Raw genomic sequence first — 14,922 nt, 5'->3', positions numbered from 1 at the left:
TTTCCTTCTACCGTTCACTCTGAAGCGCAAATGAGCGCAATCGAGACGTGACTGTTCTGCAAGGACCCAAATCAGATGAATATGCAAACCGCAAATGTGATGGCCCCACCTCCGCCGAAAACGCTGGAGGAAATGCGGCTGCCAACGGTTATGATGCGCGATATCGTACTCAAAACGATGTTTCGCAAAAACGTGGATATGGTCAGCGATCTGTCCAAGGCGATCTGCCTGCCGATCCCGGTCACTCAGGAACTCGTTGATCTTGCGCGCACCCAGCGTCTGCTCGAAGCGACAGGCACACTAAACGCCAACAACGGCAACGAAATGGGATACCAGCTTACCGAACAGGGCAAAGCACGCGCGCTCGACGCTCTGGCGCAGTCCGAATATTTCGGTGCCATGCCCGTTCCGCTCGATGTTTATCGCGAACAGGTAAAGCGCCAGTCGGTACGTAACATCCAGGTCACGCGCGATCAGCTGACCGGCGCTATGGGCCATCTGGTATTGCCCGACAGCCTGCTTGATCATCTCGGACCTGCGGTTTCCGCAGGCCGGTCCATTCTCATGTACGGCCCCCCCGGGAACGGCAAATCCTCGATTTCCAACGGCATCCGCGACGCTCTGGGCGATATGGTCTATGTGCCCCGCGCCATCGAGTACGCTGGCCAGGTGATCACTGTGTATGACCCCATCGTACATTCCGCCGCCGAAGAGGAAGCGGATGACCCCCATTCCCTGCGCCGCACCACGCGGTTCGACATGCGCTATGTGAAATGCGAGCGTCCCACCGTGATCACCGGGGGTGAGCTTTCGCTCGACATGCTTGATCTTGTCTACAACCCCACAGCCCGGACCTATCAGGCGCCGTTGCAGCTCAAATCAACCGGTGGCATCTTCATCGTGGACGACCTTGGCCGTCAGGCCGAACCCCCGCAGAGCCTCGTGAACCGCTGGATTGTGCCGCTGGAAGAGAGCAAAGACATTCTCGCGCTGCAATCAGGTGAAAAGTTCGAGGTGCCCTTTGACACGCTCGTTATCTTCTCCACCAACTTCCACCCAAATGAAATCTTTGACCAGGCCGCGTTGCGCCGGATCTTCTTCAAAATCAAAATCGACGGCCCGAACCAGGAAAACTTCCTGAAAATCTTCGCGATGGTGGCCAAGAAACGCAAAATGCCGCTGGATGAGGCGACACTGGTTCATCTGCTGAAGGTCAGATACCCCGAGATTGACAATATCTATGCCAACTACCAGCCGATCTTTCTGATCGACCAGATGATCTCCATCTGCGAGTTCGAAGGCATCCCCTATCAGATGTCGCCCGATCTTGCAGACCGGGCCTGGGCCAACATGTTCGTCAAAGACGAGCATATCGTAAAATAAGCCGCACACTCTGCGCGGGGACCGGTTCACCAAAACCATCCCCGGCAGCCCGTCCGGTCGCATCAGAAGCCCGCTTGTCAGCACGTCACAGACCGCGTCGTCTGACCGAAAGCCGTTTCGGACAAGCCCCGCCAGCCTGACATGAGGATCACAACCGGCGTCTTTGTGCCATTTGCACCGGTACCCCGGCGCCAGGCTCTCTGCCATATCCGGACCACAGACGTCCGCCAGAAAGGTGAGCGGCATTTCCATCCCGGCTGACACGCAGAAAGAGGTGATGAACCTGCCGTTCGCAAGCCATCCCGCGCCTTAGGCTCACTGCCCCCGGTCCGGGATGGACCGTCTTTGTCAAATCTGGCTTGCTGGTTGTCTCTCCGCGCCCGTCCGGAACACCTGCCTTACCCAACAAAACGGTTTCGATACTCAACCCGGTTACACACTCGGCGTTTGCTGATACCTGGCGGCACCGTCGCAGGGTCTTTTCATTCCTGCCCCCGGTCATGCCCGGATCACCCCCGGGAATGAACGACAGATCACGGATATTCTTTACGGTCGGAGTCTTGCCGACCACGATCCCGGTGGCAGGCTCCGACCAGTCCGGTCAAAGTCTTTTCACCGCCTCTGGCACCGGGCGGCAGGCGCGCTAAACTGAGTATCATGCAAGCCCTGCCTCCCGCCTTCACCGACTGGTTCGCGTCCAAAGGATGGACGGTGCACCCGCACCAGTCTGAAATGCTGAAGCGTGCGGATGACCCGGCTCTCCTGCTGATCGCACCCACCGGCGGCGGCAAAACACTGGCCGGATTTCTGCCCACTCTCGTCGATCTGGCGAACCTGCCGCACGAAGGGCTGCACACGCTTTATATCTCGCCGCTCAAAGCGCTGGCCGCCGACATCAAGCGCAATCTCACAACGCCCGTGACCGAAATGGGCCTTCCTGTCCGCATTGAAGACCGGACGGGCGATACACCTGCCAGCCGCAAAAAACGTCAGCGTGCCGATCCGCCCCATATTCTGCTGACCACGCCGGAGAGCCTTGCCCTTCTGACGAGCTATGAGGATGCCCCGCGAATGTTCCGCGGTCTGAAGCGGGTCGTGGTGGATGAGATCCACGCGCTTGCGGAGAGCAAACGCGGCGATCAGCTGATGCTGGCGCTTGGCAGGTTACAGCGGCTCTGCCCCGATCTGCGCCGGGTCGGGCTCTCGGCCACCGTCGAAGATCCGCAGGCCATCGCGCGCATGCTGGCAAAGCATCCTGATCTCTGTGCCGTGCTGCTCGCGGACCCCGGTCCGGCACCGGATATCACGATGCTCACCACCAAAGAGGCACCGCCCTGGTCGGGCGGAAATGCGGCCTATTCCATTCCGGCAGTTCTTGAACAGATCCGCGCGCACAACACCACGCTCGTCTTTCATAACACGCGCGCACAGGCAGAAATTTTCTTCCATAATCTGTGGCTTGCGAATGAAGAAGGCTTGCCCATCGGCATCCACCACGGCTCTCTGGACCGACAACAGCGCGAACGTGTCGAGGCGGCAATGGTACGCGGAGAGTTGCGTGCCATCGTCTGCACCGGAAGTCTCGATCTCGGCATCGACTGGGGCGACGTGGATCTGGTGATCCAGATCGGTGCGCCGAAAAACGTCAAACGCCTCGTGCAGCGCATCGGGCGCGCCAATCACCGCTACAATGCGCCCTCCAAAGCGTTGCTGGTGCCGGCCAACAGGTTCGAAGTTGTCGAATGCGTTGCTGCACTTGATGCGGTCCGCGAGGGTGCACTGGACGGGGAGCCAAAGGGCCGCGGCCCGCGCGATGTGTTATGCCAGCACATCCTGATCACCGCCTGTGCCGGGCCGTTCGATGCAACCGCGCTTTATGTCGAGGTGAGCACAGTCGGCGCTTACAAAGACCTGTCGCGCGCAGAATTTGACGCCTGCCTCGATTTTTGCGCAACCGGCGGATATGCCTTGCGCGCTTACGACCAGTGGCAGCGACTGATGCAGACCGCTGACGGGCTCTGGCAGCTGCGCGACCCGCGTTCGGCGCAGAAGATCCGCATGAACATCGGCACGATCCAGGATACCGACACGCTCAAAGTCCGGCTTCAGCGCAGTCGCGGCGGCAAGCCGCTGGGAGAGGTCGAAGAAGGCTTTGCCGCCACGCTCAGCCCCGGCGATACCTTTCTGATCGGTGGTCAGATTGTCCGCTACGAAGGTCTGCGCGAAATGACAGTGGAAGTCAGCCGCAATGCCGCGAAAAAACCAAAAGTGGCGACATTCCTCGGAACGAAATTCGCCACGTCAACCCAGCTCAGCGCGCGGGTCGTGGCCATGTTCCAGCAGGAGACCTGGCCCGGATTGCCAGCGCACACGGCCGCCTGGTTGTCTTTGCAGCGCGAGGTCAGTCAGCTGCCACGCCCCGGACGCCTTCTGATCGAAAGCTTTCCGCATGACGGGCGCGAACAGACCGCGATTTACGGTTTTGCCGGGCGCAACGGCCAGCAGACGCTGGGGCTTTTGCTGACAAAACGCATGGAAGAACTCGGCCTCAATCCGCTGGGCTTTGTTGCTACGGATTACGCCACGCTGATCTGGGGGCTGGACCGGCTCACTGACCCTGCGCCACTTTTTGAGCTCGACGCTCTGCGGGAAGGCCTCGACACCTGGCTTGCCGGAAATGCCGTGATGAAACGCACCTTTCGCGCCAGCGCTACAATCGCGGGCCTTATTCAGCGCAACACGCCCCAGGCACGCAAAACCGGACGCCAGGCAACCTTCAGCTCGGATATTCTCTATGACACATTGCTGAAATACGATCCGGACCACCTTTTGCTGGACATCACCCGCGAAGAAGCCCTGCGAGGCCTCGTGGATTTCGGGCGCATCGAAGAGATGGCAGAGCGCGTGGCCGGCCGTATCGATCATAAAATCCTCACCCGCGTCAGTCCGCTCGCCGCCCCGATGCTGCTGGAAATGGGCCGTGTGCCGGTGAAGGGCGCCGCTGAAGAACGTTTGCTGGCAGAGGAGGCCGCCAGGCTGATGCAGACCTCCGGACTTGCCATGCTGACCCCGCCCCCTTCTGATAAACCGAAATGGCGCGTGGGCTACTGACCGCTTGATCCCGGGCGGCAGATGCGCCATGAACAAAGCATGAACTATCACGATTTCCGTTTTGCCGGTGCTGCATTACGCGCGCTCGGATCCGGCGCCCTCTGGTGGCCGGATGAGGATCTGCTTTGTGTGTCTGATCTTCATTTCGGCAAATCCGAACGGGTGGCCCGGCGCAGTGGTCAGCACCTGCCTCCCTACGAAACCCGCGACACGCTGCTGCGGCTGAGTGCCGATCTGGAGGCCACACGTGCCCGGCGCGTCATCTGCCTTGGTGACAGTTTTGACGATCTGACCGCCGCCACGTCCCTGACGGAAGAGGAACAGTTGTGGATTGCCACTCTGCAGGCCGGGCGCGAATGGGTCTGGATCGAGGGAAATCATGACCCGGGCCCGCAGGGCTTTGGCGGCACACATCTGGCAGAGTTCGTTACCGGGCCGCTCACCTTCCGGCATATCGCTGCACCGCATGGCACCGGCGAAGTGTCAGGCCACTATCACCCCAAGGCGCATGTGCAGACGCGCGGACGCCGCGTGACACGGCCTGCCTTTTTATGCGACGCACAGCGATTGATCCTGCCGGCCTATGGCACTTATACCGGCGGACTGCGCAGTTACAGCGACACGCTGTGCCGTCTGATGCAGCCTGGCGCGCTTGCCATTCTGACCGGGCCGGTACCGACCTGTGTTCCCATGCCAAGACAGGAAATGACCCGATGAAGGATGAGGCAAAACAGCGGATCCATGAGAGTTTTCACGCGCAGTCGATGATGACAACTCTGGGCGCACAGCTGAGCGGAATCGCACCAGGCGAAGTGATCATCACAGCCCCGGTACTGCCTGGCAGCCGTCAGCAGCAGGGATACGGCCACGCCGGATTGACGTTTTCCATCGGCGACAGTGCTGCGGGCTATGCCGCGCTCACCACGATCCCGCAGGACATGGAAGTTCTCACCGCTGAGATGAAGATCAACCTGCTCGCACCTGCCGGGGGTGATTTTCTGCGTGCCACCGGACGGGTCATCAAACCGGGTCGCCGGCTGGTTGTGGTTGCCGCAGACGTGCATTCGGTCACGCAGGACGAGGAAGTTCTCATTGCTGTGCTTCAGGGCACTATGGTGCCGGTAATGCGCTGATCTGAAACTGTTTACGCCGTCAGACCTTCCGGCTCGGGCAGCCCGTTGGCGCGGCAACAGGCGGTAACCGTATTGGCCAGCAGGCAGGCAATGGTCATCGGCCCGACACCGCCCGGCACAGGAGTGATCGCACCGGCCACCTTGGCACAGCTTTCGTATTCCACGTCTCCCACAAGCCGGGTCTTGCCTTCGCCTTTTTCCGGCGCATCGAGCCGGTTAATCCCGACGTCAATCACCGTCGCGCCCGGCTTGATCCAGTCGCCCGGCACCATCTCGGGCCGCCCGACGGCGGCGACAACGATGTCGGCGCGCCGCACGACTTCCGGCAGATCCCTGGTCCGGCTGTGCGCGATAGTGACCGTGCAACTGTCACCCAGCAAAAGCTGCGCCATCGGCTTGCCCACGATGTTCGATCGACCGATGACCACCGCATCCATCCCCGAGATCGATCCGTGGTGATCACGCAGCATCATCAGGCAACCCAACGGCGTGCAGGGTACCATCGATTTCTGACCCGTGCCGAGGAGCCCGACGTTGGAGATGTGAAACCCGTCGACATCCTTGGCCGGATCTATGGATCCGATCACAAGATCTTCGTTCAGGTGCTTTGGCAGGGGCAGCTGCACGAGGATGCCGTGGATCTCAGGATCATCGTTTAACTGCTGAACTACTTTCAACAGATCTTCCTCCGAGGTGTCGGCATCAAGCTTGTACTCGACCGATTTCATGCCTGCCTCAACGGTTTGCTTGCCTTTTGAGCGCACGTAAACCTGGCTGGCCGGGTCTTCGCCCACGAGCACCACAGCAAGACCCGGCGTAATTCCGTGATCCTCTTTGAGTCGCGTCACATGGTCTTTGACCTTTTCGCGCACGCGCGCAGCGAAGGCTTTTCCGTCGATGATCCTGGCGGTCATGGTGTTGTCCTGTTATCTGGTGAAAGTGACCCGGTGGGACCAGGTCCCGCCGTCCGTGATGATCATCTCATCAAACTGCATCAGCTGCAGCAGATCATAGAATGTCGCCACATATTGCAGATCCTCCTGTTGGAAAAATCCGCCTTTTCGCACGCTCACCGTGAGCTGCGCCATGATGGCACGGGCCCGGTAAATGCTTGAAAAGATGTCATCATCGAGGGCCGTCAGGATCAGCGTGCCGGCGTCACTGCCCTTGGCAAAGAACACAAAGCGCGGGCTTTCAGGCGCTTCGAGCTGTGCTGTGGTCAGCACGTTGATGAAATCCAGACGAACCGCTTTGCCTGCGCCTTCGCTGGCGCGGATCACCCTGTCAAATGTCTCCTCAGACGTGATGTCAGGGTAATAGTAGCCCACGTATCTGTCTTCGGCCGCAACCATCCCGGCAAAGATCAGCGCGGCGACGAAAGAGATCAGTCTGGTCATGATGGTATCCTTTGGTAAATCACAATGCCAGCTTGCGGGTGGATCTGCCGGAGGGCAAGCAGCCCTGCCCTCCGAACACTGTCTCGTGACGAAAACCGATCAGAACAGACCTTCGACATCGCCATCAGCATTCAGACAGATGCTCTCGGCCGACGGTACGCGTGGCAGACCCGGCATCGTCATTATTTCTCCGCAGATCGCGACGACAAAACCGGCACCGGCACTCAGGCGAACTTCGCGCACCGGAATGTCGAACCCTTCGGGCGCGCCGCGTCGTGTGGGATCGGTGGTGAAGCTGTACTGCGTTTTCGCCATACAAACCGGCAGGTTGCCGTAGCCCTGGTCTTCCCAGTCTTTGAGCTGGCTGAGGATTTTCTGATCCATCTGGGCTTCATCCGCCCGGTAAATTTTCGTGGCGATCGTATTGATCTTATCGGCAAGGCTCATCTCATCGGGATAGATCGGCGCGAATTTTGCCTCACCCTTTTCAATGGTTTCAACGACTTTGGTTGCAAGATCTGCCGAGCCTTCCGAACCCAGTTCCCAGTGGCGCGAGAGCACGGCCTCAGATCCCTGGCTCGCGACATAGTCCTTGACTGCCTGCACTTCGGCATCGGTGTCGGTGACAAAGTGGTTGATAGCGACAACCACCGGCACGCCGAAGGATTTTACGTTCTCGATATGCCGGCCAAGGTTGGCGCAGCCGTTCTTCACCGCATCGACATTTTCCGCACCCAGATCGGCTTTGGCCACGCCGCCGTTCATCTTCATCGCACGCACGGTGGCCACGACAACCACGCAGGATGGCGAAAGACCGGCCTTGCGGCACTTGATGTTCAGAAATTTCTCAGCGCCGAGGTCCGCACCGAAACCTGCTTCTGTCACCACATAGTCTGCGAGTTTCAGCGCCGTGGTCGTCGCGATCACCGAGTTGCAGCCATGCGCGATATTCGCAAAAGGACCGCCGTGCACAAAGGCCGGGTTGTTCTCGAGCGTCTGCACGAGGTTTGGCTGCATCGCGTCTTTCAAAAGTACGGTCATCGCACCATCCGCCTTGATATCGCGGGCAAAAACCGGCGAGCGGTCACGGCGGTAGGCCACAATCATATCACCCAGGCGCTTTTGCAGATCGGCAAGATCTTTGGACAGGCAAAGGATCGCCATAACCTCAGAGGCCACGGTGATGTCAAAACCCGTCTCACGCGGGAAGCCGTTGGCCACGCCACCCAGCGAGGTAGTGATCTGGCGCAGCGCACGGTCGTTCATATCCACGACGCGGCGCCAGACGACACGACGGGTGTCGATCTCAAGCTCGTTGCCCCAGTAGATATGGTTGTCGATCATCGCCGAGAGCAGCGAATGGGCCGAGGTGATCGCGTGGAAATCGCCGGTAAAATGCAGGTTCATCTCTTCCATCGGCACGATCTGGGCATAGCCGCCACCGGCCGCGCCCCCCTTCATTCCGAAGTTCGGGCCCAGCGAGGCTTCGCGGATACAGACGGCTGCTTTTTTGCCGATCCGGTTGAGACCGTCACCCAGCCCCACGGTAGTTGTGGTCTTGCCCTCACCGGCCGGTGTGGGGTTGATCGCCGTCACCAGGATCAGCTTGCCGTCAGCATTTCCCTGGACCGAGTTGATGAACTTCTGGCTTACCTTTGCTTTGTCATGGCCGTAGGGAAGCAGATCGTCACTGGAGATCCCCAGCTTCGCCCCGATCTCCTGAATCGGTTTTTTCGACGCGGCACGTGCGATTTCAATGTCGGATTTATAGGCCATGAAAGAATCCCCTGAGAGTGCCCGCAACGGGCGATGTTGTCCGCTCCTGCATACAGGGGACGGGGCCGCTCTGGTGAGAGCAATTCCGACATTTCCGCCACTGTGAGCGGCGGGAAAGGCTTCGGGCGTTTTTTTCGGAAACGAATATCAGCTACGCGCGTCCTGCAGATGAGCCCACACCGGCTGATCGGGGATGTGCAGTGTGATTGTATCGCCCACGGCGACCCGTCCCTCCCGCTCGACCCAGGCCGTCACTCCGCGCCGGTTTTTAGCCGCCGGTTTGAACCGCGGTCCGAGATCAGGATGATCTTTGGAAATATCGCGCGCGAGATAGGTGCAGGGCCGGTTTTCCATATCCACCGTCAGACAGGCACCATCGGGCAGCTGCAACCGCGAGGACGGCGGGACATGGGTAAAATCCGGGATCCCCTCGATCACCATTGACGCACCAAGCAGCATCGGATCAAGCGCGCCGGTCTGCATATCCGCAGCGATCAGGTCAAGTTCTTCGCGTGACAGGATTGTCAGCTGCCGCACATTCCGGATTTCGGTACCGCGCGGATATTGTGGGAGCATGCGCGAACAGGAGGGACGCGTCATTCCGCTGTGCATCTCGCCCTCAAGGCCGGCGAAGCTGAGCCTGGCTTCGGTCAGGATTTCAGAACGCAGGTCGGTTTCCTGATCCGTGACGCGGCCAAGCCATGTCACGGTACCGGTTATTCTGGTAGGTTTCAGGGCGGGCATGGGCACATCTCCGGGTCAGCTGTCTGGCTCACTCTGCCGGGAAACCGCCGCAAAAGAAAAGACCCCGCCGGAGCGGGGCCCTTGATTTTGTCCTGTCAGCCGTACCAGTTGATCAGGCTGACGGCTCAGGCTCCATTCCATCGTCTGAGGGTGGCGCCTTTTTGCCTTTGATCTTGGCTTTCGGAATACCGGTAACGCTCGGTGCTGAGCCGCTGTCCGGTTTGTCGGCTTCGTCAGACGGCGGCACGGGCGGCTCGCCGTTCATCACGCGTTTAATCTCTTCTCCGGTGAGAGTCTCATATTCGAGCAGACCCTGGGCCAGGCGTTCGAACTCTTTCTCGTTCTCCTGAATGATCTTCAGCGCCCACTCATAACCGTCCTGGATAAAGCGCTGAACTTCTTCCTCGATCAGCTCTTTGGTATTTGCTGAGACCGAGAAACCGGCCGTGTTGCCGGAATACCCTTCGGCCGCTTCGGAATAGTCGATATTGCCAACCTTGTCAGACATGCCCCAGCGCAGCACCATGGCACGGGCAAGGCCCGAAGCCTGCATGATATCACCCGCAGGCCCGTTCGACACAGCTTCGGGTCCGTACTTGTGAATCTCCGCTGCCTTGCCGGCCATTGTCATCGCCAGGCGCTGGTGGCATTCATCTTTGAACATGTTCAGACGGTCCATTTCCGGCAGGCTCATCACCATACCGAGCGCACCACCACGCGGGATGATCGTCGCTTTATAGACCGGGTCGCATTTCGGCAGCTTGATACCCACCAGAGCATGGCCGGCCTCGTGATAGGCAGTCATCTCTTTTTGTGCATCAGTCATGACCATAGAGCGGCGTTCAGCCCCCATCATGATCTTGTCCTTGGCGTTCTCGAAATCGATCATCGACACAAACCGCCGGCCGACGCGTGCCGCACCAAGGGCGGCTTCATTCACGAGGTTGGCCAGATCCGCACCAGAAAATCCGGGCGTACCCCGCGCAATGATCCGCAGATCGACATCAGGACCCAGCGGTGTTTTGCGGGCATGAACGCCGAGGATTTTCTCGCGGCCTTTGATGTCCGGATTACCGACCGTGACCTGACGGTCAAAGCGGCCCGGACGGAGAAGTGCGGGGTCGAGCACGTCTTTACGGTTGGTTGCGGCGATGATGATCACGCCCTCATTGGCCTCAAAACCGTCCATCTCAACAAGCAGCTGGTTCAGCGTCTGTTCACGCTCATCATTACCGCCGCCGTAGCCTGCGCCACGGTGACGACCGACGGCGTCGATTTCGTCGATGAACACGATGCACGGTGCGTTTTTCTTGGCCTGCTCAAACATATCGCGCACACGGGACGCACCCACACCCACGAACATCTCGACAAAATCTGAACCGGAAATGGTGAAGAACGGCACACCCGCCTCGCCCGCAATCGCACGCGCCAGCAGTGTTTTACCGGTACCCGGAGGGCCCTCAAGCAACGCACCTTTGGGGATCTTGCCGCCCAGACGGCTGAATTTCTGCGGATTGCGCAGGAATTCTACGATTTCCTCAAGCTCTTCTTTTGCTTCATCGATGCCGGCCACGTCGTCAAATGTCACACGGCCATGTTTTTCAGTGAGCATCTTGGCTTTGGATTTGCCAAAGCCCATCGCACCGCCTTTGCCACCGCCCTGCATGCGGTTCATGAAGTATATCCACACACCGATCAGCAGCAGGAAGGGCAGAAGCGACATCAGGAAGGTCTGGAAACCCGACTGCTGTTGCTGTTCCGCGCGCAACGGCACGTCGTTTTCGATGAGAAGCGACGTGATCTCTGCATCAGACGGCAGGATCGCCACATAGTCGGTGCCATCCGCCTGGCGGAAGCGAACCTGCTCTCCGTCAAGGGTGACATTGCTGACCTGGCCCGATTCGACGGCATCGACGAATTCGGAATAGCTGATCTCGCGGCTTTGCAGTGTATTGCCTGAACCACTGAACAGATTGAACAATGCCAGTATCAGCAGAAACAATACGACCCAAAAGGCGATATTACGTGCGTTACCCAAGGAAATTCTCCTGATTACTGCGCTGTTGGCGCATCTCTATCATATCTTGTTGTCGTTAAGATAGACACTCATCCAACATCTTCAATGCGATAAAAGTGCGGCAAAGAAGGCATCCCGCGCGCCTTCTGCGCTGATCTGCCAGTCTGCCTGCAAACCGGCCTGCGGGGCGCAAAGAAGCCTTTCGCCCAGCCAGAGCCCCGGCGACGCACGCAGCAGGTCGCGCGGCAGTCCGGCGGTGCGCCGGGCGGGACAGTCTTTCAGCCCTGCATGGCCAAGCGCCCGGAGTGTTGCACCCTCTGGCGGAACCGGCCCGCTGAGCCGCCAGCGACCATCCCATAAGGCATCATGCGAAGTCTCCAGACCGGCCACAGCGCGGAATTCACGGAAAATCCACAACCTGTCTTTAACCCGGCGTGCATGACAGCCCGCAAGTGTCGCACTTCCGACTTCTTCGAGCGCCTGCGCAAAGGCCGTAACGGCAGACGCGCGCGGCGCATATGCCGCACCGCTGATCCAGCGCAGCGCACCTGAGAGCAGACGCCGCCGCGACTCTGCGGGCAAAGAACTTAGCCCCGCCCGGTCGATGCAGACCGCCCCGGCGCATACAGCCACGATGTCGCGCCCCTTGTCGATCAGGTGCCGGTCCAGCGCATCACGGGCGCTGCGCATGTTATCCGCAACAGCGCAGAGCACCTGCGGATCAAGTCCCAGCGGCGACAGCAACTCCAGCGCACGACGCGCCCGGATGCGGTCATAGCTGTCATCATCGTTCGAGGGATCCTCTGACCAGACGATGCCCTTGCCTGAGAGATATTCTCTGAGCCTGTCCCGCCCGGTGCCGAGCAACGGCCGCAGCCAGACCACCCCGTGTGCTTCACGCCGCGCCGACATCGCAGACAGCCCGTCGACACCGGCACCCCGTGCGAGCCGCATCAGGACCGTTTCCGCCTGATCGTTTCGCGTATGCCCAAGGGTCACTGCAGGGATACTTTCCCTCTGCGCCCATCCCGCAATCAGGCCGTAGCGCGCGCGACGGGCAGCATCCTGGGTGTTGCCCTGGCCATCCCACCCGGACCAGACAAGGGTTTCATGCGCAATATTGAGCCGCGCGCAATGCGCCGCCACATCTGCGGCTTCGCGGGATGCCCCGGGCCGCAACCCGTGGTCCACAGTCACAGCCATAAGCGCGGTGGCTGAACCGGCACATATTTCCTGCAAAAGGGACAGCAACGCCAGTGAATCGCTGCCGCCTGATACTGCCACCCCAAGCCTGCCGGGCAGAACGGACGGCAGGTGATCCCGCACCGCCCTGATAAGCTCAGCGGACATGGCTCAGCCGCAGTTCAGTGCAGCCATCTCAGCCTGCGCCTGAGACACAGACGGGTTTCCGGGAAAACGGGCTTCGACTTCGCGCAGCGTCAGGCAGGCCTCGTTGGTCTGGCCCAGCGCACCCAGCGACCGGCCAAGCCGGAAGAGCGCCTCAGCCGCAACCGGACCGGTGGGATCCGCGCTGAAGCCGTCGAGATAGGCCCGGGCCGCTTCTTTCACATCACCGGTTTTTTCGAGCGCTTCACCGCGACCGAGCCCGGCACCGGCGGCCAGAGGGCTGCCCGGATAGGTATCTTTGAAGCTGGCAAACTGGTCTGCCGCCGTACGGTAGTCTTCGTTGGCCAGAGACTGCTGCGCGCGCTTGAAGTCGTCTTCTTCACCCACGGCAAGCTGCATGCCCGTGCCGGGATCAACTACCGGCGCTGAACCCCCGCCGGTGACGGGTGCTGCGGCTGAACTGCCGCCCTGCGGCGCGCCACTGTCTCCGCCAAGAGTTGTGGTTTCACCAAGGCTGCCGATATCACCGCCTTCAAGCTCCACCAGACGGAATTCAAGATCCCCGATCCGGTTGGTACCATCCTCGACAATCCGGTTTATCCGGAATTCCAGCTCTTCGGTTTTGGAGGTCAGGCGCTGCATTTCCGCCTCGATAGCCGCCACGCGTTCAAGCACCGTTCCGCCGCCGCTCTGCACGGTGGGCGCGCCGGTCGTCGATAGCTCACGGCGCAGTTTCTGCATGTCCACGTAAAGAACGTTCAGTTCCTGACGGATATCCGCCAGGGTCTGCTCGCGGTCCTGCGCCTCTGCGGCCGGAACCAGCAAAGCAACTGACACGAAAAAGGCGGCGATCAGGCGCATGAGATCACCCCGTCATACCAGCGGCCAGCACCGTAACCGCGCGGCGGTTCTTGGCATAGCAGGCCTCGTTGCTGCAAATCTCGATGGGACGCTCTTTACCATAGCTGACGGTACGCAGACGGTTGCCGGCCACCCCGCGTGAGATCAGATACTCACGTACTGCATTGGCGCGTCGCGCGCCCAGCGCCACGTTATATTCGCGGGTGCCCTGCTCGTCTGCGTGGCCTTCGATGACGGCGGTGTAATCAGTGTTGCTCAGCAACCATTGCGCCTGTCCGTCAAGAGTGACCTGACCCTCGGAAGTTACGTCAGACTGGTCCACGGCAAAAAGGACGCGGTCACCCACGGTCTGGTTGAAGTATGCCGTAGAGGTCGGGTCATTGACGCTGCCGGGCACCAGCGGGCCACCGATACCGCCCGCTCCGCCGGCGCCGTCTGCACCGAAGCGGTCAGGATTTGTACAGGCTGCCAGCGCAAGGCCGGCCACCAGAAGAACGATTTTTGTTGTCAGTTTCATGCTCTGTGTCTCTCAGCTCTGATTGCTCTTATTATTGTCTCAGTTCCTAGCACAGCACCACCGTCATGGGAACGGGGAGCTGTGCCTCGTTTTATTTCAGCAGCGGCGACCAGGACGGGTCAGATCCGCCCTCCGGGGTGCGTACAGGACGCAGGTTCCGACCGGTGATATCAACCGAATAAAGCGAGGACCGCCCACCCTCGCCCTGGGTTTCACGGGTGAACATGATCACCCGGCCATTGGGCGCCCAGGTGGGTCCCTCATCAAGGAAAGACGCCGTAAGAAGGCGCTCTTCTCCCCCATCCGTGCGCATGACCCCGATATGAAACCGCCCGCCGTTCTGTTTGGTAAAGGCAATCAGATCGCCGCGCGGCGACCAGACCGGTGTGCCATATCGCCCGGGACCGAAGGAAATGCGCGTGGCCTCTCCACCAGTGGACGGCATGATATAAAGCTGCTGGGAGCCGGAACGGTCGCTTTCAAAAACGATCCGGCTGCCGTCGGGTGAGAAGCTTGGCGCGGTCTCGATCGAGGGCGCCGAGGTCAGGCGCACCGGTGCGCCGCCGCTGAGGTTGAGCGCATATATATCAGTATTACCGCCCTGGCTCAGCGAAAAGACGATACGCTGCCCGTCCG

At 60.1% G+C, this 14,922-nt stretch carries 12 protein-coding genes and 1 pseudogene; 4 read left to right on the top strand and 9 right to left on the bottom strand.

Annotated elements, in window-relative coordinates; all coding sequences use genetic code 11:
- The first annotated feature begins 75 nt into the window (after positions 1-75).
- The 4 genes from Q0M35_RS00510 (at position 76) to Q0M35_RS00495 (ending at position 5,627) form a co-directional block, all read left to right on the top strand.
- Positions 76-1,383, top strand: coding sequence for an ATPase (locus Q0M35_RS00510; protein ID WP_295311119.1), 1,308 nt, complete (start codon positions 76-78; stop codon positions 1,381-1,383).
- 657 nt (positions 1,384-2,040) lie between these two features.
- On the top strand, positions 2,041-4,494 hold the full coding sequence (locus Q0M35_RS00505; protein ID WP_295311117.1) for a ligase-associated DNA damage response DEXH box helicase: 2,454 nt from the start codon (positions 2,041-2,043) through the stop codon (positions 4,492-4,494).
- 39 nt (positions 4,495-4,533) lie between these two features.
- Positions 4,534-5,211, top strand: a complete 678-nt coding sequence (gene pdeM / locus Q0M35_RS00500; RefSeq protein WP_295311115.1) for a ligase-associated DNA damage response endonuclease PdeM — start codon at positions 4,534-4,536, stop codon at positions 5,209-5,211.
- Positions 5,208-5,627, top strand: a complete 420-nt coding sequence (locus tag Q0M35_RS00495) for a PaaI family thioesterase (RefSeq protein WP_295311113.1) — start codon at positions 5,208-5,210, stop codon at positions 5,625-5,627. The genes pdeM and Q0M35_RS00495 overlap by 4 nt, the downstream gene beginning before the upstream one ends.
- Positions 5,628-5,638: 11 nt before the next feature.
- On the opposite strand, the gene folD is transcribed toward Q0M35_RS00495, so the two are convergent.
- The 9 genes and pseudogenes from folD to tolB all read right to left on the bottom strand — a co-directional run.
- The gene (gene folD / locus Q0M35_RS00490; RefSeq protein ID WP_295311112.1) at positions 5,639-6,541 is read right to left on the bottom strand and encodes a bifunctional methylenetetrahydrofolate dehydrogenase/methenyltetrahydrofolate cyclohydrolase FolD; all 903 of its coding nucleotides are present in this window, start codon (positions 6,539-6,541) and stop codon (positions 5,639-5,641) included.
- Between the two features lie 12 nt (positions 6,542-6,553).
- On the bottom strand, positions 6,554-7,024 hold the full coding sequence (locus Q0M35_RS00485; protein WP_295311110.1) for a hypothetical protein: 471 nt from the start codon (positions 7,022-7,024) through the stop codon (positions 6,554-6,556).
- A 99-nt stretch (positions 7,025-7,123) separates the two neighbouring features.
- Positions 7,124-8,800 (bottom strand): formate--tetrahydrofolate ligase, encoded by a 1,677-nt coding sequence (locus Q0M35_RS00480; protein ID WP_295311108.1) that lies wholly within the window; start codon positions 8,798-8,800, stop codon positions 7,124-7,126.
- A 147-nt stretch (positions 8,801-8,947) separates the two neighbouring features.
- The gene (locus tag Q0M35_RS00475; RefSeq protein ID WP_295311106.1) at positions 8,948-9,544 is read right to left on the bottom strand and encodes an MOSC domain-containing protein; all 597 of its coding nucleotides are present in this window, start codon (positions 9,542-9,544) and stop codon (positions 8,948-8,950) included.
- A 112-nt stretch (positions 9,545-9,656) separates the two neighbouring features.
- A complete protein-coding gene (ftsH, locus tag Q0M35_RS00470; RefSeq protein ID WP_295311104.1) occupies positions 9,657-11,582 on the bottom strand; it encodes an ATP-dependent zinc metalloprotease FtsH in 1,926 nt (641 codons plus the stop codon).
- Between the two features lie 81 nt (positions 11,583-11,663).
- Positions 11,664-12,911, bottom strand: a complete 1,248-nt coding sequence (tilS, locus tag Q0M35_RS00465; RefSeq protein ID WP_295311102.1) for a tRNA lysidine(34) synthetase TilS — start codon at positions 12,909-12,911, stop codon at positions 11,664-11,666.
- A gap of 3 nt (positions 12,912-12,914) precedes the next feature.
- Complete coding sequence (gene ybgF, locus Q0M35_RS00460) at positions 12,915-13,769, bottom strand: tol-pal system protein YbgF (RefSeq protein ID WP_295311100.1); 855 nt, start codon at positions 13,767-13,769, stop codon at positions 12,915-12,917.
- Between the two features lie 4 nt (positions 13,770-13,773).
- Positions 13,774-14,286, bottom strand: coding sequence for a peptidoglycan-associated lipoprotein Pal (gene pal, locus Q0M35_RS00455; protein WP_295311098.1), 513 nt, complete (start codon positions 14,284-14,286; stop codon positions 13,774-13,776).
- A 91-nt stretch (positions 14,287-14,377) separates the two neighbouring features.
- Positions 14,378-14,922, bottom strand: a pseudogene (tolB, locus tag Q0M35_RS00450) (Tol-Pal system protein TolB); the annotation flags it as partial.

Origin of the sequence: Roseobacter sp., from assembly GCF_024639605.1 — a bacterium.
Lineage (GTDB): Bacteria > Pseudomonadota > Alphaproteobacteria > Rhodobacterales > Rhodobacteraceae > Roseobacter.
Note: the sequence above shows the minus strand (reverse complement) of the source record. Positions and strands in the feature narration are given on the sequence as shown.